The organism is Paenibacillus sp. FSL K6-2859 (genome assembly GCF_038008265.1).
Taxonomy (GTDB): domain Bacteria; phylum Bacillota; class Bacilli; order Paenibacillales; family Paenibacillaceae; genus Paenibacillus_AQ; species Paenibacillus_AQ nitricinens.
Genome location: NZ_JBBOYU010000001.1, coordinates 2,301,229 through 2,322,112, shown reverse-complemented (window position 1 = coordinate 2,322,112; position 20,884 = coordinate 2,301,229). Strand labels below are relative to the sequence as shown.

9 protein-coding genes are annotated in these 20,884 nt (G+C 44.0%); 1 reads left to right on the top strand and 8 read right to left on the bottom strand.

The features are described 5' to 3' along the window. Positions 1-6 precede the first annotated feature (6 nt). Entirely contained in the window at positions 7-372 is a 366-nt protein-coding gene (locus tag MHB64_RS10105; protein ID WP_094871477.1) for a VOC family protein, read from the top strand. 179 nt (positions 373-551) lie between these two features. Here the strand turns inward: MHB64_RS10105 and MHB64_RS10100 are convergent, their stop codons facing one another. From MHB64_RS10100 to MHB64_RS10065, 8 genes are all read right to left on the bottom strand, one after another. Then, positions 552-4,673 carry a beta-N-acetylglucosaminidase domain-containing protein gene (locus tag MHB64_RS10100; protein ID WP_341134332.1) on the bottom strand — a complete coding sequence of 1,374 codons (4,122 nt, stop codon included), beginning with the start codon at positions 4,671-4,673 and terminating at the stop codon, positions 552-554. A 29-nt stretch (positions 4,674-4,702) separates the two neighbouring features. Beyond that, the gene (locus MHB64_RS10095; RefSeq protein WP_042186596.1) at positions 4,703-5,569 is read right to left on the bottom strand and encodes a carbohydrate ABC transporter permease; all 867 of its coding nucleotides are present in this window, start codon (positions 5,567-5,569) and stop codon (positions 4,703-4,705) included. Between the two features lie 13 nt (positions 5,570-5,582). Then, positions 5,583-6,479 (bottom strand): carbohydrate ABC transporter permease, encoded by an 897-nt coding sequence (locus MHB64_RS10090; protein WP_280786961.1) that lies wholly within the window; start codon positions 6,477-6,479, stop codon positions 5,583-5,585. Between the two features lie 86 nt (positions 6,480-6,565). Continuing rightward, positions 6,566-7,942 carry an extracellular solute-binding protein gene (locus tag MHB64_RS10085; protein ID WP_094877011.1) on the bottom strand — a complete coding sequence of 459 codons (1,377 nt, stop codon included), beginning with the start codon at positions 7,940-7,942 and terminating at the stop codon, positions 6,566-6,568. A gap of 211 nt (positions 7,943-8,153) precedes the next feature. Next, a complete protein-coding gene (locus MHB64_RS10080) occupies positions 8,154-12,065 on the bottom strand; it encodes a glycosyl hydrolase family 95 catalytic domain-containing protein (RefSeq protein WP_341134331.1) in 3,912 nt (1,303 codons plus the stop codon). A 53-nt stretch (positions 12,066-12,118) separates the two neighbouring features. Then, positions 12,119-15,124 carry a sialidase domain-containing protein gene (locus MHB64_RS10075; protein ID WP_341134330.1) on the bottom strand — a complete coding sequence of 1,002 codons (3,006 nt, stop codon included), beginning with the start codon at positions 15,122-15,124 and terminating at the stop codon, positions 12,119-12,121. Positions 15,125-15,173: 49 nt separating this feature from the next. Next, entirely contained in the window at positions 15,174-15,899 is a 726-nt protein-coding gene (locus tag MHB64_RS10070; protein WP_341134329.1) for a cohesin domain-containing protein, read from the bottom strand. 48 nt (positions 15,900-15,947) lie between these two features. Next, entirely contained in the window at positions 15,948-20,828 is a 4,881-nt protein-coding gene (locus tag MHB64_RS10065) for a discoidin domain-containing protein (RefSeq protein WP_341134328.1), read from the bottom strand. Positions 20,829-20,884 lie beyond the last annotated feature (56 nt).

The following is a 20,884-nucleotide window of genomic DNA, read 5'->3' as shown; positions in this document are numbered from 1 at the left end:
ACAATCATGAAGTTGAGCATGAATTGGGTAACGCTTAGGGTGCGCGATCTGGAGGCTTCCCTTGATTTTTATAACCGGATTCTGGGGCTTCCCATTGACCGCAGATTTGAGAGTAGAGGAAAACAAATTGTTATGTTAGGCACAGTGGATCAGCCCAAGATCGAGCTTATTCAGGGTAGCGATCCGGCACTGAAGCCTGAATGCGGCGTTTCTATTGGTTTCGAAGTGGAATCGCTCGACGATGCCATAGAGTATTTGAAAAACCAAGGCATCCCCGTCGCACGCGGACCGATCACGCCAAATCCTCATCTGCGATTCTTATATATACTGGATCCAGACGGCTTTGAGGTACAGTTAGCGGAGCATAGCTAGACTAGCTTTTTTCAAACCAAAAGAGGAGTGTCCCATTAGCCATGAAATGGCCGCTGTGACACCCCTCTTTTTGAATATGATGTACCCACCTGATGTTAGAAATCCTCCAAATGTGCAGGCATTTTCATTGTTATCGCTGGGTTGCTACTTCTAGAGCAGAAATAACTGCAGATTCTAGCTCATTCTGTTATTTTACGAGCTACCAGCGCCAAGTCGTTCAAATTAATTACGCCATCTTTATTGACATCGGCACGTTTGGCCTCAGCCCAATCCGGACTGTTGGTATCCTTGCCATAATTAGCAGCGACAATCGCCAAGTCACCAATGGACACTTTGCCATCTTTATTGATGTCACCAGTCATGCCAGGCTCCGGCTCTTCTGCAGTTATCTTGAGCTTATGGCTCGACGTGACAGTTTCGCTCTCCTTGCCTTCCGCATCTGCTACGATCACTTTTTCAATCTGAATAATACTCTCTGTAGCTTCCGCCACTGTCTTTGTACCAAAATCCAAGGATAACAGCTGCAGATTGCCAGTCACAGCATTTCCCACACCTTCACTCACTACCAGCAGTCGCAGTTTTCCAGGCGTGTGATTAGCAGTTTCAAGCACCTGGATTCCACTACGCAAGGAAGTAGCAGATTTGAATTCCAATAGTTTAGGATCATAATTCATGGTTACATCCATCGCATATACAGCATCTGTTACACTCTTTACCCCAAACACCAGTTGAAAGTCCTTACCTCCAGCTACAGTGTCTACCCCAGACAGAACAGAAGTCATCTTATCCGATGGATCAACCTCACCATTTCCGTCTTTTTTAACGGTAATGATCTCGTGGATCTTGGGTTTAGTCGAACCCTCCCACTGAATCTTCACTTCAAACACATGACTATACTTGGAGGTATCAAATGTATTATAAGAGGAGGACAGGTTACCTACCTTATGCCATCCACTCGCATCTCGCACGGACACCGCAGCGTTTGAATGATCCGACGGATTTTGCAAAACTATCACTTCTTTTACCCGGGTATCCTTCGACAACTTATAATTTAAGGAACCCGTATTCCCAGTACCCGGCATATAGAAGGTGGAGAGCTTTTGGTCAACGGACAGAGACGCTTCATTCCCTATAACTCCAGCAGGTTCAGCCTGAATAGCCGGATTGGCAGTTCCAGGTCTTTCAATCCCCTCATTAACCAAAATTTCATTGAGCGCGAGCCAGGCATCTTGTGTTTCTGTTGAAATCAATCTTACATATCGGGCTTGCTTGCCACCATCAACTTGAACTCGCTTATAACGGTAAGGCACCTCGTGCTCTGGGAAATTCAAACTCCGATCGCTTGGATTAGTAAACGTATGGATCGTATCCCATGTCTGTCCGTCTAGTGACAGCTGTAAATCTCCCTTACGGAAGAAATCTCCTTCACCGTCTCCAATCACAACAGCTACATTCTGGACATTCACCTCACCGCCCATGTCGATCTGGACATATTTCCCCTTCGCTTGAATCGCACCGAACCAAACCTTGTTCTCTAAAGAAGCATTGTACACGTTGTTGATAGAACCTTCATAAATGCTTCCGTAATTATGAGTAATCATAGGTGGAGAGAATTTGTTCAGCTTGATCATGAGCCTTGTCAGATCTACAGTGATATTCTCATTCCCCTTGTTTATGATCCGGAAATAGGCAGCACTAGCAAACGCCCCATTCCCGTTATTAACTTGTTCCCATTCCACGCCGTTCTTTGAGGATTCTAACCGGACTTCTCCGTTTGAAGCTTCCAACACCACTTGTGTGATTTCTTCAATGGATTTCAAATTAATCCCAACATATTGGGATGGCTTTAATGTGATTCCGTTCATATTCGATAATTGCACAGAATTATCTGCTACCATAACAGGAGTATCCTTCAACTCTGTCACATCGGTGTAAATGGCTACCTTATCTTTACCTGCATTTACGGAAAACTCACGAACTGCCGTCCATAAATCAGGCTTACCTCCAGGTATTCCAGCATGAGTCAATCGATATCGAACCATCCTTGCATTCACACTAAGCCCGGAAGCAGAAATTTTATACCCGGAACGCTCTTCTCCGATTGCAGTCCATTCTTGACCGTTCACGGAATACTCAAGAATTCCCCTTTGGAATATATCGTGATCCGCATCCGTTCTACCTTGTGTGATCGCTATTTCTTCCACTTTAATGGTTTTGCCAAAATCAACACCATACCAGTCTCCATTCTGTTGAAGGGTCTGAATATAGACGTTCGTTGCTAAATCTCCGTCTACCATCAGGTTTAATCCGGAAGGAGAACCGTAAGAGCTTACAGCTAGAGGTTTAACATATTCCGGGTCTACCAAAGTGTAAATCTGAGCATCTAATTTATTAATGAGCTGCTCAGCAAAAGGAACCAGCCGCTTTGCTCCTGCTTCAACCGTCACATCTGGAGAATTAAGTTTACTAATTTTGAATGTTTTGGATAAGCTTAATGCGCTTGTGGCTTTGGCAAGTGCCTCCCATGCTTGATCAACGTTCTCTTTCTGGATCGCGATCGCAGAGAGGACTGCCGATTTATCGGCAAGAACGACATTTTGCAGGCTATTGAGCCATGGATCAATTTCTTCTTCCATATTTTCATTCGTGTTATTTACTCTAAATGACGCGATAGCATCCAATATTAGATCAAATTCTTGAATCAATGTATTTCCCGTCGTTTCTGTCGGCTGACCACTTGAGTATTGACTTAAGAATTGCGTTAGCTCCGTTTTGATATTTTCCGATTCACCTACCACAAGTCCATGACCGCTAGGCGATGGGTCACTCATATGATAGGCAATCGTATTCAGCTCAGAGGCAACTTCAGGGGCAACATGCTTAAATGAATCAAGCCAGCTCTCCTCTTGTTCAAAATCATCTACATTCCAAGTGTAATCCGCTACCGCGAAGATCCCAATCTTAGATAATTCCGCATGCTTCATAGGATTAGTCACCACACCAGAAATATTATGTGTCCCTGGAATGAGCACTTCTGCTTTACCTAGCAGCAGTCTTGCATCCTTATAGTCATTCACTGGCCAGTTTAACCACATATACGGATCTCTTCCATGTGCATCTTTCGGCCACTGCATATCTGCCGCATTAACAGACGCAACAACACCGTTTCCGGTCCACATTATATCTACATTCTCTGGCACATTTTTCAAGGCTTCAAGATAGGGTCTGCCAGTCGTTCCGGTCCAGCTTTTATTGTAATATGGAGGACAATAAATTAATGATTTAACATCTTTCTTAGACGTCACCCAATTCGCAACATCTGTAATTAGCTTCACATGTTTATCTTTATCTACTAATGATTGTGAGGTGCTGATATCATCCATGAATAGTCCAAATTGCCGTACGCCCACACTATACAATTGTTCAAGCTTTGCAAGTAAGGTTTGGAGTTCTGCATTATAATTGTTCCAATTGATCATATTGAACCCTGGATGAATCGCCCATACAAACTGCGTCTTGGATTCATGTCCGACATCAACCAGTTCTTTGATCTTGGCAAGCTCAGCTGCAGGATAGGGTGTTCTCCACTCTGCGTTATGGTACTTGTCATCTTTAGGTGCAAATATATAAGTGTTCATCTTCAGCTCTCCACCGAAACGCATCAAGCTCATTCGATCTTCATGTGACCAGGGTGTGCCGTAAAATCCTTCAATAAATCCCCGCGAGCGGGTATCAGAGAAATCTTCGATAGTGAGATTACGAACCTTCAGATCAGGAATTTGATTAAAAATCATCTTCAGCGTTGCCAGGCCATAATAAGCCGCATCCGTATTTTTACCTAATATCGCAATAACACCTTTATTCTGTTGCTTGGTGCTAACGTTAAGAACATAAGCGTCCAGCTCATTGAAGTGATCCGCCTCATAGGGAATATTTTGAGTGAAGTAGTTGTCTACATAGCCTGATGAATTTTTAGTTCCCAAAAAAATGTTTGTTTTCCCTGCCACTACAGCTCCTGACTCAGTGACCTGAAGTGATTTGGAATCCAGTATCTTTTGAAGCAGCTTTCTTGTCGGCTGGTCAATCGAATCTTCAATAACAACGTTTACATTTTGTGTAATGGTTAAGGTTGTCTCTTCTTCGGTTTGTTGCTGCGGTAATGGATAGATTTCATAGGATTCCGTTAATTTTGCATCTTTTTCCGGAAGATCAGAAGCTACATCCGCTGCAGCTGCAAAACTGGAGAACAAGCCGGCCACCATCATAAGTGTAATGAAGATACTGAGAATCTTCTTCGGCATTTCCTTAGCACCTCCTAAAATACCAGCAATTAACCTTTCAACGCACCTGCTGTTAACCCACCCGTAATTTGACGTTGATACAACACATACATCACAATGACGGGAATCATAGAAATGGAAAGACCCGCAAACAATGGCCCCCATTCTGTTCTGTATTGCATTTCCCCTTGCATAATGGCTATTCCTACAGGAATGGTGTATTTCGCTGGATCGTTGATCAATACTGTGGCCATAATGTACTCATTCCACACCGTTAAAGCATTCATAATTCCTACTGTGATTAATCCTGGCTTCGATAATGGCAACATGATCTTGAAGAAAACGCCATATAGTGAAGATCCATCAATTGTTGCGGCTTCTTCAAGCTCACGGGGAAGTGCCTTGAAAAACCCAACCAGAAAGAAGATACCGAATGGAAGGATGCCAATAGTTCCGACAGAATAAACAAGCGTGAGCCCTACTAAGGAGTTGGACAAATTCATATCTCCGAGAAGAAAGAACAACGGTATCAATCCGAGTGTGGTTGGAATCATCATTGAAGCAACGTATACAAAATAAAACAAACCTCTAGATTTAAAGGTAAACCGGGCTAATATATACGCTGTTGTAGCAGCCATAATAAGGGATAACAGTGTACTAGCCACGGTTACTATAATGGAGTTAAGAAAGTAATCGCCAAAGTTTGCTCTGCTCCACACATTTGTATAGTTTTCAAAACGAAAAATAGATGGAAAATCCCACGGTTTCCCTAGCATAACCTGCTGATTATCCTTTAAGGATGTCAGGAATGTCCAAAGAACAGGATATAAGACTACCAAGCTCCACAAGATGAGGAAAAATCGAACTGCAATTTTTGATATCAGCAGAAGTGGTTTTTTGGCGGGATTATCGTTCAAAGTATTGTCCTCCTTACATTTCAATGGACTCCCGGTGAAGAATGCGCTGCAAAATTAGAGTTGTGATTAAAGATAACAGTAATATCAGCACCCCTATGGTTGCCCCGTAGCTTAAATGGAACTGTTTGAAGCCCATCTGATACAAATAATAACCGAGAACTTGTGTCTGATTATCCGGGCCACCATCCGTCATCAGCTTAACAATAATAAAGGAGCCGTTCAGTGTTGTGATTACGATGTGAATGATCGAGGTTTTGAATTGCTCCCAGATCAGGGGTAAAGTAATTCGAATAAACTGTTGCCATTGCCCCGCACCGTCAATACTGGCTGCTTCATATAGCGAGGAAGGAATACCTAGAATAGAAGCGATAATAAGCAGCATATAGAATCCGATACCAGCCCATACACTTGGAGGAAGAAGTGACCACATTGCGAGGTTTGAATCACCTAACCAGTTCGTTTCCACTGGTTTTCCTGTAAATAACGAGATGAACGCATTCAGGAATCCAAGACGGGGATTGTATATAAAACTCCACAATACACCGATAACGGCTACGGAAATGATATTCGGAAAGAAAAACACCACTCGGTAAAAACCGTATTCTTTCAATTTTAAACGGGTCAATGATACTGCGAAAAACGTTGCAAACAACATGATTAAGATGACCTTCCAAAAAATCAAGAAATAATCATTCGAAATGGCTTTTGGTATGATCTCATCCGAGAATAATTGTCTATAATTATCAATACCGATAAAATTCATCGATTCGGACCCACCTGACCAATCGAAGAAGCTTAAGTACAAACCTCGAAACAGCGGATAAATAGTGAATAAACAAAAGATAGCAAACGTAGGCAGCAAGAAACTCGCAATAAACAAATTACGTTTCCACAATTTATTGTTCTTCATGGGCGTAAGCCATCCTCCCCTTAAATTTGAAAGAACAATCAGAGGCACCTATGTCCTCTGATTGTTTAGAAAGAAGAGTCATGAACTTACTTCCGGATTTTGGCTGCCGCCTTCTCCATACGGTCCATCCATTCTTCTGGTGTAATGGAACCTTGCAGCAACGCAATGGTTGCATCATTCTCTGCCTGCTCAATGTCCGCGGCCAATTTAAATACAGGAGCAACAATCGTGTCACTACCGTTGAAATATTTCATTGCTGTTTTAACAACATCACTTGCGCCTGAAGATTCCAGATCTGCTTTGACGTTCATCAAAGCGCCTGTCAGCTCAGCCCAACGAACTGCGGCTTGTTTCGTAAAGATAAATTCAATAAATGCTTTTGCTGCATCTGGATTTTTAGCCTTCTTTGCAATTGCAATGTTACTAGTGTAAGGAATAGCCACAAATTTACCGCCTGGCTTCTGCATAACGGAAGGAATGAATCCAAATTTGAAGCCTTCTGGAACATCTTTTTTCATTTCATTTTCGAGCCACAAGCCATTAGGAATCATTGCATCTTTATGCTGCAAGAAGAGCATTTGGGAGTCTGTATGACTCATACCGAACGATGCGTTATCGAAATACCCTTTGTCCCTCATATCAACGATCTTTTTCAAGGTATTCGCTACAGCATCATTTTTGAAAGAACCTTCTTTAGCAGCTTCTTGATCCTTTAAGATCTGCGGATTGTCTCCATTCTCAGATACAAAACCTGTATTTAAGAGACCTCCCACGATGTAGTATGGGTATTTACCGGTATGAATGTAAGGATATACGCCATCCGCTTTGATTTTTTCACTAGTGGCGAGGAAGCTATCCCAATCTTTCGGAACATCCCATCCCTTTTCAGTAAACAGGGTTTCATCATAGAAGGTTCCCCATGATCCGAATACGAGTGGAATCGTATAGTTTTTGCCACTGTAGTCTTGTGGAGGTGCGATCAAGTTACTCGTAAGCGGCTCTCCGTCCACATTTTTTGCATCTTTAACCCAATCTGTAATATCCATTAATTGATCGTCGAGCACCATTTGCGTTTCGTTCGAGCCTGCTCCATCGATGTATACAACATCTGGGGGATTACCTTGGATCCAGCGGGGCTTCATTTGCTCGTTGATTTGTGAACCTGCAGACTCTTTAATGTTGACATCCGGGTACTTCTTCTTGAATTCACCAATGACTTCTTTCCACCAACCGTCCCCATAACCACCGACAAAATATTGGATTTCGAGGTCTCCCGCTACTTTCGGCTCTTCGGGCTTGGGTTCGTCTGTCTTCGCTGGCTCAGTCTGCGTCGCAGCTGTTGTTTTCTCAGGAGCTGGAGCTTCAGCCCCATTTGTCCCCCCGCCACCACATCCTGCCAGAGACAATACAATGGACATCATAACTAGACTTAATGCCGCTTTCTTTTTACCCTTGCTTTTCATTGGCTATCCCCCTCGAATAAACTTGCCTGACTTCTGTAAACACTTGATTTTGTAATTCTGAATGTAATTCTATTAACGCTTTTCCATTATATAGGCTATAAAAACGTAACCACATGATCTCTTTTGATGTGGAGTTGATACTTTTTGTCCTATAGAACCTTTTTTTATTACAAAAAAAGGACACCTGAGTAAAAACTCAGGTGTCCTTCTCTCAATTCAGTATTTTTTGAGCAATTGCTGCTAAGTCCATAATGTCGATCTTTCCGTCATTGTTAAGATCTGCTCGCTTAGCCGTCTGCCAATCTACACTATTCTGATCTTTACCATAGTGCGAAGCTGCAATCGCCAAGTCACCGATGCTCACTTTACCATCCTCATTTAAGTCTCCGGATTTTACTGGTGGCGTTTCATCTGCCTTAATCTCGACCTCAATGTTTGAGAGATCGGCTTCAGTCTCCAGTCCATTCGCATCACCAAATACAGCACTGCTTACCTCTATGCTCGCTAACTCGGACTTTGTCACTGACTTTGCTTTGAAGCTTAGTTCAAGCAACTTGGCATCACCGGTTAGACCAGTTCCCGTACTAGCCGTGATTAAGCGAATGGTTCCGCTTGGATCATTCTTTGATTCTAACACCTGTATCCCATCGTTCATCGATTCGCCCGAGATGTACTCTAGAAGATTCTCGTCGTACTTCAATCGAATGTCTTGCGCATAGGTCGCATCCGTGACATTGCTAACGCCCATGTCAACTGTAAAGGTCTGACCTTGATTTATAGACTTAGGTCCACTTAAAGTTATCGCAGTAGGTTCATTCCGTTCAACAGGAACATATTCAAAAGCATCAATCATTGCAATAGTATTCGAAGAGGTATTGTTCTTCGTTCCTTTCACGACAATCTTAATCGTATGTTCCCCTTTCGAGAGATCGGATTGTTGGAATAATACTTGCTGCTTCATCGTCGATGAACCATATCCATCAACACCCTCAGCGACTAGCTCCCCATCGAGATACACATCGAAATATCCGTGGTTTGCCTGCAAAGCGCTGATGAATTTAATCGCTGTTCCTGTAAACGTGAGCGACGCTGAAGCCCCTTTCTGATTACTATAGCTTTCTGTGCCTTTGTAATCGCCTGCGTCACTGTAAGGACTCCACGTTCCGGTGTATATAATCGAAGGATCTTTATCATCTACTTTTATTGGCAGCACAGGAGGTTTTACACTAGACACAATCTTATATTGCTGTCCTTTTACCGTTGGAAATTCAATCAAGTTCCCATTCGCAGTGAAGTTGATAGATTCCCCGCTTCCTACACGAACGACCTTGAATTTATTGGATTGTACAAATCCAGGGTATTTAACTGAAGCCTTATTACCTTGCTTAGAAGTAAGCAAGGCTTCTTTCAAGATCGTACCTTCCCAGCGCATATCCACTTCAAATCCACCTCTTGCCACAAGCCCTTTAACGTTTCCTGTAGCCCAGGCATCGGGTAAAGCAGCTAATAAATCAATACTTCCAGTTTGGCTTTGTAGAAGCATTTCTGCAATTCCTGAAGTTGCTCCGAAGTTACCGTCGATTTGGAATGGTGGATGTGTATCAAACAAATTGTCGAGCGTGCTGCCTCTAAGCTGCTCACCTAACAGTTTATGTGCACGGTTACCATCAAGCAGACGTGCCCATAAATTGATCTTATTCGCTTTACTCCACCCTGTTCCACCATCGCCACGAGAATTCAAGGTGACTCTTGCTGCTGCAAATAACTCCGGATTATTCACTTCATTAATAAGCGTACCTGGATACAAGCCAATCAGATGCGAGATATGGCGGTGCTGATCTGATGGACTATCGATATCATTCTTCCACTCCTGCACCTGCCCCCAGCTTCCGACCTGCGGCATCCATAGCTTGCTTCGTTTCTCCATGACCTCGTTACGCAGCTGTTCATCCACACCCAAGATTTCACTAGCCTTGATGAACTGTGTGAACAACTCCCAGACTAATTCCTGATCATAAGACACACCGATCGATATATCCCCTTGCTCTGGAGAGTAGGAAGGAGATGATACTAGACTTCCGTCTGAATCTTCGACCAGGTATTTAACCCAGAATTGTGTTGTTTCCTTGATAATGTCATACACTTGGCCTCTTAAAAGATCTTTATCTCCACTAAAAGCATAGTGATCCCACACCTGCTGCACCATGAAGGCGTTGGCAGCCGGTGACCAGCCCCAATAGAAATCTGAGCCTGGCGCAGTATAACCAAATGGGTTGTTGACGGTATGAATCGCCCAACCTTCCCCTTCGATTCCATGATGTCTTTGGGCTGTTTCCCTACCCGGCTCGCGCAGAGAATCAATATAATCAATGTACGGAATATCGGTTTCCGCTAAGTTAACCACCTCGGATGGCCAATAATTCATCTGTACATTGATATTCGTATGATAGTCACTATTCCATGGTGGATTATTTACTTGATTCCATACGCCTTGTAGGTTAGCAGGCAGTGAGCCTTCCCGGGAGGATGCAATAAGCAAATAACGACCATATTGAAAAAATAATGCCTCCAAGCTTCTTTTCTCTCCGTCACTAGCATTCGTTTTATAACCATTCAAAAGCTCATTCGTAGGGAGATTTGTAGCAACCCCACCAAGATCAAGAGAAACTCTATCGAACAGTTCTTTGTAATCTGCCAAATGAGCTGCGCGCAACTGATTAAATGATTTAGCATATGCTGCATTTAGGTTCGCTTCTACAATTTCTTTTGGCGTCTTGTCACTCTTATACGTAGGATAATTATTAGCATAATCTGTTGCAGCGGTCATCAGGATCGTGACAACACTCGCACCGTTCACCGTAAGTTTCCCATCTTTCGCTGTTACAGTTCCTCCTTCATGCTGTACTTGAAGCTGCGCTTCATATGCCATCTTATTACTGGGTACCTTCCCACTTAGCGTCAGTTTATTTCCTTCACCCTTCACCGTATTAGACGGCTGAGCACCAGTAAGGCGAACATCGAAGGTCATCGGCTGATGCTCATCCGTTGTCAGTCTCATCACCATGACCTTATCCGGATAACTGATGAAATACTCACGCTTGTATTTTACATTGCCCGAAGTATAGGACACTCTTGCCATGGCATCATTAAGATTCAATTCACGCCGGTAATCAGAGTACGATTGAGCACCGCTGTTACCTGCTTCGCTTGTCATCTCCATCTCGGACAATTGAATTTTCGTTCCGCCCTTGCTTACAAGATCGAATTTATAGAATTTATAAGCTGTAGTATTGGAAAAAGTATATGATTTCTTCAGCTTGCGGCTCGCAAACTCTTCATTGGATCTGTTATCTAGTGGGGACCACTGCTGCCCGTCATTCGAGCCTTTCAGCGTCCAGCTCTTCGGATCCCGATCAGGCACATCATTCCCTGAAGTGAATGAATAGCCGGTAATTACCTTAGCCTCTTCATATGCCCACTGCACCCAAAAAGGTGGTGCTCCATCCCCTGAATACCATTTCGTATTTTCCGAACCGTCGGTTAAATTGGAAATAGGCTCGCCGTATTGTGGATTATCCGAGCTCGCTGTTACCGTATACGCTGACTGACGGTTAAAATCTAAGAACACATCACCAAATGCTTGATACGCTCCGAAAGAACTATCACCAGCACCCATAACACCAGTAATCTTCCCTACAAGAGCCTTAGCTTCATTAATTTCCCCTTCTTTTAGAAGCTGTCTTATGGTCTCAACATGTTGCTGAGCACCGTCTTTAATACCATATTGGTAATTTGAATCTGCTCCAGGCCCACCGCTCCACAGTGTCTTTTCATTAAATTGAATTCGCTCCTGCTCAACACCACCAAATACCATGCCACCCATATAACCATTTCCAATAGGGAGCGCCTGCGTCTCCCAGTTCGTGGCCGGCGCTTGATACCATAATGACAAATTCTGATCTGCCGCAGCCGCAGTTTCAGCTGCCGACTGAACATCTGCATACACTTTTGGACCTAAGACCCCATTAGACGGAAGTATGCTGATAAGTAGCTGCGAGCAAGCGATCCATACAGATAGTAGAATTGCAGTCCTTCTGACTAATCTACTTTTACCGTTTGGCATGCGTTGATCCCCTCTCATAATAACCCCACTGATTGTAAAAATGAGGCAGCCAACTACTCCACAATCTTTTTCGCAAGTGCAGCAAGATCAGAAATATCTATTTTGCCGTCCTTGTTCAGATCTGCGTGCTTAATCTTACTCCAATCTGGACTGGAGGAATCCTTACCGTAATGCGCGGCCATGATTCCTAAATCGCCGATACTCACTTTGCCATCGCCGTTAAGATCTCCCTTGAGACCAGTATCCTCAGGGGCAACTACAACTGTCAAAGCGGAGCCCGTAACCTTTGTCTCAATACCATTTACATCACCCATCGTAACATCAGATATCCGAATTTCACCAGACTTAGCCTCAAGTAATGGCTTTGCTTTGAAGTTAAGCTCCATTAGCTGAATGTTACCTAATACCCCGTGGTCTGCACCCTCGCTGGCGAGGAGAAACCGGCTCTGTCCAGGAGCTGTAGTTACGGTTTCCACTACCTGCACACCATCCACTAATGAAATTCCAGATATAAAATCCACATTGTCTGTATTAAATTGAACTGTAATGTCTTGTGCATATACAGGATCCTTGATCTGTTTCAAGCTCAGTTGAACTTTAAACTCTTCACCAGCGCTCACTTGATTTGGACCTGTCAGAGTTGCTAAGGTACCTTGGTCTTCAGAAGCTTTGGACTTTATAACCGAATTCAGCTTATTCTCACTGGACTGCGTGTCTAGTGCTATTCCATAAGCATTTCTAATGTCCAGATTTGTCCCGAAGCCCGCTACCAACGGATAGTCGCCTGAAGTAAGCTCCGGGAACTCTGCTTCAAAGACATATTCTGTGCCCGCTGTACTTGAACTCTTCAATTTAAATACAACATCTCTATCCCCAATCCTACCTTTCAAAGTCTGATCACCATTAAGCATGACATAGTGATTAAAGACAGCTTTAATCTGGACTTTATCCTTAGCTGCATACCCTGCCGGTTGTACAGATTCAAGTTTGATAGAGGTCAACTTAGGATCTTGAATTTCTCCTTGACGCTGCCATTTGAGATATTCCGTATTGAATTTAATAAAACTCATGGCTTCACTACCCGTTCCTTCATAGAAAAGACCGATTTCACCATTGCCCAGATTAGACAAACTTGAATAGGCATAATAGCCTTCTTTGACCAGCTGGGAATACTTCCAATCAAACTTATACTTCGTTCTGCCGTTTGCGTAGGTTCCGTCTTCCTTAATTAAACCTACCTTCACCGTCCCGTTAATTCTACTGGTCGAGTTAGCAGGGCTTGCGAAGATAACAGCTTCCTGCCCATCTATCTGGCCGTCGTATCGAATCGCCGTCATTTGGCAGTAAGCAGCAATCAAATCACGTTCTGTCACAACTTCAGCAGCCCAAGTCTCTCCACCATCAAAGCTGGTCGCGATTTGGGCAAACCCTGAATAATTCCGCATGAACATCTTTAGCTGTCCATCTGGCAACTCCACTACTTGCGCTTCTGTAAGTTCATTATTAGAGCCATTAAAGGTTCTCTCATCAAGGGTAACCCCGTCTACGACCCGCCCATGATTAGGAGACTCTCCACGATGCCATGTTTCACCATGATCATCGCTGTAGATGGTTGCACTTGCTTGCCTGTTATTTTCATTCGTAAAGTACACGGGGAACACCAGTCTTCCAGCATGAGGACCTTTCGCCAATTGAATGCCGGTGCCCGGACCTGCCCCCAGAAATACCATCCATTCTTCTTTCACCGAAGGGTTTAAAGTTACAGGCCCCTCCCAAGTCGCTCCTTCATCATCACTGTGCCATAGCTCAAGATAAGAAGTAACAAGCGGTTTAAGTGGCGAATTGCTAAGAAAGATATTCCCGATATTTGTATTGTTGTTATATAAATTTCTCAAGGCGTCCACGCTGTAGGCAGTTTTTACATTTGAGCTGTTATAGACTTCTCCATTTTCCCGAACGGTAAATTCCTGATTGCTCGAATCTTTCAAAAGTAAATATTTTTCTCCATTGATCGTCTTGTATCCGGTACCTCTTTGCGAGGTAGGAAATCCTCCACCCTCGGGAAATCCAAGAACTAAAGAGAAAATCCTCTTCGTTTCCTTATCCTGTAGTAAGGACTGGTCTATGTTTGAGGCGTTGCCGGGATAGTTATTAATTAGAATTCCGTTACTTTCCCAAGTCTTTCCGTTATCCAGACTTCGTCTTACCATCATGTCAATATTAGCTGGTGAATCTCCTCCATGATTGATCCGCTTATCAATTCCTGCGATCAGCGTTCCATCCTCCGTGTACAGAAGTGACGGAATGCGGTATGCATTCGATCCGTACAGTCCTGGATAATAAACGTTATACGGATCAGTGATTAAAGCCTGCTCAGGCAACGGATTTTGAACCGGAGTCTTACTTGTTACACCCGTTACAGCAATCAAATCTTGATCCGCCAGCGGTTCGCTATACACTTCAGCAAAGTCAATCTCTCCATTAAACGGATAGTTATTAGAACCGGATTTTCTCTCTGTTCTACCTAACTCGGCACGGTTTGGTGCATAAATATTATTGAGAAACTTTTTTGCTGTAGTTGTGTCTTGCTTGAGGAGTTTCCCATCAAGGAAATATTTATAACCTTCTACTTTATCTACAACCATGGCTACGGTATGCACTTCATTCTCTTTCACCGTAACATCAGCTTTAACATGTGTATTAGACGCTGTCTTCCCAGGCTCTTCATACCGGTTCTCACTTCCGATGGCAGAAGGTGTGATATATAGATGGAAGTGACCATTCGGCAACGTATTATTACTTAAGGAGAATAACGACATAATTGTAGAACCCGTGTAGCGGAACCGGACAATGATAGTCCCTTCATCTAAGGCTTTAAGCGCATCTACCTTATCATCCAGATTCGTAAAATTAGCATTGTGAATTTGTTTATTCTCTACTCTAAGCACAAGTCTTGGATCGGTCTGTTTGTCTTGTTCTGCTGGATTGGCTAGCGCAGTGAATGGAAACATAATGTCCACCATCAAGATCGAAAGAATAATGATTGCGAATTTCTTCAAAATATTAGTCCTCCTTAGGTTTGGATAACCATGTATCTACTCGCCTTGACTACTCTTGTTCAACTATTTTCTTCGCTACTATTGCCAAATCAGCAACATCAATCGTACCGCTTCTATCGAGGTCAAGTCGTTTCACAGCATCCCACTCCGAACTGCTCGAATCTATGCCATAATTCGCTGCGATAATCGCTAAGTCACCAATACTCACTTTGCCATCACCATTCACGTCTATAGATAATTCCGTATTTACTCTGATCTGAATGGTTAAGGTTGCCGGTTGGAGCACGGATTCTTCCCCTTGACTGTCACTTATTATCGCTTGAGTAAGCCGGATAACTCCCGCTGTGTCTTGTATTACATCTGCTGCTTTGAAACCAAGTTCAACAATTTCAGCATCGCTAGTAATCGGATACTGACTACCCAAACTTGCCAAGAGAACCCGTAGCTTACCGGGAGTACTTGTAGTTGGTTCATTGATAATAATTACGCCTTCCTGCAGAGAGCGGATTGAATCTGGAAGGTATTCCATGACAGCCGGATCAAATTCAAAGGTAATATCCTGTGCATACACATCACTGGAGACACTGGTGATGCCATACTTCACGGTAAAAGACTCTCCCGGCGCAACAACCTTCTTACTCCCTGCTAAAGTAGCTGAAGGCGTAGCATTGGATGCATCTGCATTCACTACAGGGTTCGTAAAAGATACACAGCTTAAAATCACGGCGATCATGGTCATTATTACCGCCTTTTTGTACCATCGATTACTGTTCAAATTCTTCTCACCTCATTTTTATAATTTTGTTCAGGATGTCAGCCTCTGTTAGAGATTTACGATTTGTTTCGCTAATTGAGCAAGATCTGTAATATCGATCTTACCGTCACCATTCATATCCGCACGCTTCGCTTGCTGCCAATCAGGACTTGATGAATCTTTGCCGTAGTGTGCAGCAACGATACCCAAGTCACCAATACTGACTTTTCCGTCGCCGTTAAGATCGCCTGATACTCCTGTTTGCTCTGGTTTCACTATTACAGAGATTGTGGCTGGTGCAGTTGTGGTTTCTGTTCCGTCTTCATCACCTAGCAGTACTTCTGACACACTGATATTAACGGTAACCGTCTCCGATACTTCCTTTGCCTGGAATGTCAGCTCGGCAATTTGTTGATTTCCGCTTAATCCGTGTTCCGCACCTTCACTCGCCATAATCAAACGAAGCTTTCCAGGTGTTTTAGTTGTCTCTTCAACAATCGCAACACCTTGGATCAGTGATTTAGCGGACACATAATCCATGCGGTCAGCATCATACTGAATGGTGAGGTCCTGTGCAAATACCTTCCCGGAGATATTGTTCACATCATACCGGACAACAAAAGGCTTGCCGGCAGTAACGGATGCATCTGCACTCAATACGGCTTGGACTTGAGCCGATTCCTGCTTCACTTGATACACCGTAATCTCAGCTGCGGATGCGAATTCACCCGCGCCTTTTACAGCTTCCAGCTTAATGTGAGTCGCTTTCACCGGAGCGAAATTCACTTCCTTAAGCTGTTTGCTTCGCAGCCAGTTCCCGCTTGTCATGAGCGTGTAATTCACACCATCGGTGCTTGTGTACACATTGTAAGCAGTAATTGTGCCATTGCCTTCATCCGGCCGAGGTAAGTATCCTAGCTTGCTGATGGTATACTTTCCGCCCAGATTCACCATTATCGACTGCGGAAGTGGATCAACGTTAAACCACTTCGTATGCCAATGTGTATCCGGATCGCCATCCAATGCCAAATTCGGATCGTTTTCGCCTGCTTCATAGCTCGTAGCTTCTGCACTCATTTGACTTTGCGGAATTTCGGTTAGGTTGCTCTGTCCAGTGACCGTCACCACACTTGTTGCTGTAAATCCGCCTTCTTCCGTCGTCGCGGTAATCGATGTCGTGCCCTGCCCTTTTGGTGTGACCAATCCCTTACTGTCCACGCTGGCAACACCAGGATCGCTGCTTACCCACTTAACTGTCTTATTACCAGCATTCTCAGGCTCAATGACCGCTTTCAATTGAACCGGGGCATCCAACGCCTTAAGTGAGAGGGCCTCACGGTCAAGCTTTATGCCAGTAACCTTCTGTCCGTCTTCCAGTGGGATGCCGAACAGTTTGAATTCACGAACAGCAGCCTTTGATTGAGCATCAGGCCGTCCGGTGATCGTAATTCTAGCGAATCTACCCTGGCTTCCAAAAGTATCCTGAATGGTGCCAGTTTCCTGATTATTCGTTCGATTCGTTACCGTAATCCAATTGGAGTTCGCGGTTTCCCGAACTTCAATTTTGTACTGATAAGCCTTGTTACTATGCTCAAAAGAAACCTCGGAGGATTTAATGGAATGCATCATACCAAGATCAACCGTCCAGCTAGTACCATTGTTCGTATCCGCCGCTGACCAGAATGTGTCCATATCCCCATCATTAGCAAGGCCAGCCGGATGCGCTTGATCCGTACTGTCTGCTGTAGCAGGTTTGCCTTCTGAAATCAAACGGACTTCAGGTGCTGCCTTCGGCGCCTCGTAGACATCGACCTCCGAAGCCGAAGCGAATCCTCCAAGTGCAACAGCTGCTTCAAGCTTCACATAGCGGGCTGAAACACTATCGAAAAGGATGTATTTTTTCAAGTTGTTTCTGAGCCATGTACCACTGGATACCTTCGTATATAATTCTCCATCCGTGCTGACGTAAAGGTTGTATGAGGTAATGGTTCCGTTCCCAGCATCCAGACGTGGTGCATACCGGAATTGGCTAACATTGCGAACCTTACCTAAATCGAGAATGATGGATTGCGGGAGCTTATCGGATCCATCCCATTTCGTATGCCATGCGGAATTCCGGTCCCCATCAATCGCTTTAGCTGCTTCCGCACCAGGCTGGAAGCTTTTCGCTGAGGCTGTCATCTCATTTTTAGGTATCGCTGTCGGTGAAGGCTGTGATAGATCACGGTACAGATTGATCTCTGCAGCAGATACGACACCCCCAACAGCTTCTGTCGCTTCAAGCTTCACAAAAATAGCTTCTACTGTATCAAAATTCACCGTCTTCTCTAGTTTGTCTTCATTCCATTGTCCACTGCTTACGAGCGTATAGTTAGTTCCATCCTTACTCGTATACAGCTTGTAACCTGTAATTATGCCGTCTTTGCCACCATACTGTCTTGGCAAGTATTTTATTTTATTCACATACTGTTTAATCCCCAGGTCTAAAGTGATGCTCTGCTTACTTCCAGCATTTGCTGAAGAAAGCCATATCGATTCATAGCTGCCATCCAGCACATTAGCTGCTGGCGTATCCGAAGCCGCATTCGTTGCAGTTGCAATCATATCTTCCTGCGGAATACGACTTGGGTCTGTGTCCACCTGAGGCAGCTCAATTTTGACAGCATCTACTAGTGGAGTCGTATCTGCTGTAAAGCCTGCGACTTTCACAACAAATTCCTTATCAGTGGATATGGATGGTGTTTTAATGTACAGGATGCCGCCTTTGTCTTGCTTAGCATAGTACCAGCCACTTGTTGCTCCATCCCATGCTGCTTTGGACTGCAATTCAGGATAGGATGTTCCATCTACAGAAACAGCCTCCGGGTGATCTGGCATGTGGATTGTAAACTGATTCTTACGTGACTCCAATTTGCCTTTATAGTCACCTACGCTTGCTCCAACCTTGATAATCAAGTCTCCACTCCCTTGCTCAGGAGCGGTGGAGGTTATTAATGTTTTTGCAAATTTGCCTGTACGATGCTCCTTCGATGTACCATCATCTTCATACATCGTAAAGCTTGAGGATTTATAAGGATATATATCATAAGTAATTGGATCAGGAGGAACCTGACCATCGTATAACGATTCAGGATACATCGGGATGATTGCTCCACCCTTTACTAGAAGCGGCAAACGATCCAGTGGAGCATTGTATTCGTCTAACATTTTTGAACCGTAATGTTCTTCTCCTGTCCAGTAATCGATCCATTTTCCTTTCGGAAGATATATTCCGTTTCGCATTGTCGTGTCGGTATAAACTGGTGCAACCAGGAACGATTCGCCGGACATGAATTGATATTGTGTTAACGTTCCCTTCGAGTTCGGATCATTCGGATAAGAATAGATCATTCCCCGCATGATCGGGGCTCCGGATTCGTAAGACTCATTGAGATAGGTATAAAAGTATGGTGTCAATTGCTGTCTGAGCTTCAATGCCTCTCTGTTATAGCTCGTATAAGGTTCCCCCCATACCCAAGGCTGCTTATCTTTGGCTGCCCAACCAGACATGTTCATCAGGATTGGAGTAAAAATCTTCCACTGCAAGTCTCGTACGTAGGTTTTAGCACTACCTCCGAATATCCCATCAATATCACCGGTTGAGTATGGCATCCCAGATAGCCCTGCCCCGATCATCGACGGGATATGGAATCGAATGTATTCCCAGTTGCCCGACTGATCTCCGGACCATACGGTAGAATATCGCTGGGTACCTGCCCAGCCACCAACGGACCAGACATAACCTCTGTCATCAGAGTTATCTTCAATTCCTGTAAACGCCTGTTTGCTGGCACCCAGGGCGAAATCGTATCCAGGTCCCACCCAGGCAACGTCGAGTTTAGCCAGCCTCGTACCCTCTACACCAACTTCCTGTGCGATTTTATCAACACCATTTTGAGTCCATAATCCGGTATAGAAACCTTCCTTATGTAGTTCGTCAACGGTGTTGCCTAGATTCGTATAACCGCAACCATATCCGTCATTCGGTAAAATCCAGGCTCCTGGCATATCGTTTTCCCGATATTTTTTGGCAATAAGGTTAACGACATCGGAGGTCTTTTCTGGATCTCTGTTGTAACAATCCGCATCACCAAGTCCCATACCCCAACGAGGAATCAAGGACGGTTTACCTGTAAGATCTGTATAAGCGTTCAAAATATCTTTCATTGTCTCACCGTAGAAATAATAAGCATCAAACCGATTTTCGTTATGCGTCAGCTTGACGGTCGAATCAAAATCATAAGTACCGCTTTGAAAAGTGTTACGAAGCACTCCGTATCCTGCAGTACTCAAATAGAATGGTGCAGGATTCGAAACTGTACCGCTTCCCCAATCCCCATAGTTGTTAGCGATCGTAATTTTGCGATCACGATGGTTGAAGAATCCATTCTGCATACCGCCGCCGTAGAAATATTCATCCTCACCCCGGATAAGCTGTTGTGAGACTGACTGTCCGTTATAGTTCAATCCAGCAGATTCTTCCCACACCACCGTTTGGTTGTCACTTTTGTACATGGCGAACTTTAACGGATTCTTGTAGGCTCTCAGCACGAATTTCCCTGTTTCCATCTTGTAATACATGCCTTCATCAGACCACTTTACATTAACAGGTCCGAAATTATCCTTGATGACAATTGGCTCAATCGGCTTTTCCGCACTTTTTCCTGCCAATTCTTTGAATTGCCCATTCACACCAAGCCAAATCCGGAACATATCCTCCCGCTCAAAAATTACTCTAATCTTGTCAGAGCCTGACGTGATTTCAAAAGTCTTATTATCTTTCTTTACGAAGTCAGAAATGTTGCCAACGGAAGCCCCATGGGCGCTTTCCGGGCGAATCATGAGCCCTGTAATCACAAGGATCATGATTGCAAGCCTCCACATACCAAAGCGATTATAAATGGTTCTCAAACCATTCCCTCCATTCAAATGAAGCGGCAAGACAGGATACAGCATCAACTGTAGTT

Excerpts from the sequence above, each read along its gene's own strand:
- MHB64_RS10080 (WP_341134331.1), bottom strand. The coding sequence starts at position 12,065 with ATGCCAAACGGTAAAAGTAGATTAGTCAGAAGGACTGCAATTCTACTA.
- MHB64_RS10105 (WP_094871477.1), top strand. The coding sequence starts at position 7 with ATGAAGTTGAGCATGAATTGGGTAACGCTTAGGGTGCGCGATCTGGAG.
- MHB64_RS10100 (WP_341134332.1), bottom strand. The coding sequence starts at position 4,673 with ATGCCGAAGAAGATTCTCAGTATCTTCATTACACTTATGATGGTGGCC.
- MHB64_RS10090 (WP_280786961.1), bottom strand. The coding sequence starts at position 6,479 with ATGAAGAACAATAAATTGTGGAAACGTAATTTGTTTATTGCGAGTTTC.
- MHB64_RS10085 (WP_094877011.1), bottom strand. The coding sequence starts at position 7,942 with ATGAAAAGCAAGGGTAAAAAGAAAGCGGCATTAAGTCTAGTTATGATG.